We start from the raw sequence: 818 nt of genomic DNA, 5'->3' as shown, positions 1-818 counted from the left end.
TCCAACGCGCTGATCCTTTCGCAGACGCCCTCGTCCGGGCCGCTCGTCGGCGCGGTCACCGCCACCGGCGAGGTGCTCATCACGGGCACGTTCGCCCTGCCGGAGGGCCTCGGCTCCAACGGCCACGCCCCGGGTGTCGCAGACGGCAAGGACGTCGACGCCGTTCTCATCGACGGCGAGCTGCCCGCAGCATCCTCACCCACCCCCATCGCGGCAAGCGCCGCTGTGAGCACGTCCAAGAGCGCTGGGGAGATCATCCAGCCGCCCGCGCCGGAGAAGGGCGGGCGACTCATGATGGCTCTTGCCATCACCGCCGGAGCCCTCGCCCTGGCCCTCATCGGCGTGCTCGTCTTCGCAATCACCACAGGAGTCTTCTCATGACCGCCAGCGCCCAATCGCGTGAAATGATCCAGATCGCCGCGCAGGCCGCAGATGCGACCGGCGGAGAGGACATCGTCGCGCTTGACGTTTCCGAGCCGCTGCCGCTCGTCGATGCCTTCCTCATCGTGTCCGGCAACAGCGAGCGCAATGTCGCCGCAATCGCCGACCGCATCGAGGAGAAGCTCCTCGAAGCGGGACACAAGCGCCTCCGCCGCGAGGGGCGTGAGCAGGCCCGGTGGATTCTGCTGGACTTCGGTGACCTCGTCGCGCACGTCTTCCACCAGGAGGAGCGCGTGTTCTACGGCCTCGAGCGACTGTGGAAGGACTGCCCGGTCATCCCGGTAGAGCTCCCCGCCACCACGTCGGCCGACTGAGGCTCACTGCAGGCAGAACTCGTTGCCCTCGGGGTCGCGCAGCTGGTAGTACAGCTCGGGCCA

General features: G+C 68.2%; 1 protein-coding gene and 1 pseudogene. Both read left to right on the top strand.

Translation table 11 applies throughout. From position 1 onward, the window contains the following. A pseudogene (locus NQ160_RS24320) lies at window positions 1-381 on the top strand (hypothetical protein); the annotation flags it as partial. After that, the gene (rsfS, locus tag NQ160_RS24315; protein ID WP_257514197.1) at window positions 378-755 is read left to right on the top strand and encodes a ribosome silencing factor; all 378 of its coding nucleotides are present in this window, start codon (window positions 378-380) and stop codon (window positions 753-755) included. The pseudogene NQ160_RS24320 and the gene rsfS, both read left to right, overlap by 4 nt. Window positions 756-818: the final 63 nt, after the last annotated feature.

It is taken from the genome of Microbacterium sp. zg.Y909, assembly GCF_024626565.1.
The sequence above is the reverse complement of the archived record's forward strand: the minus strand, read 5'-3'. Positions and strand labels throughout refer to the sequence as shown.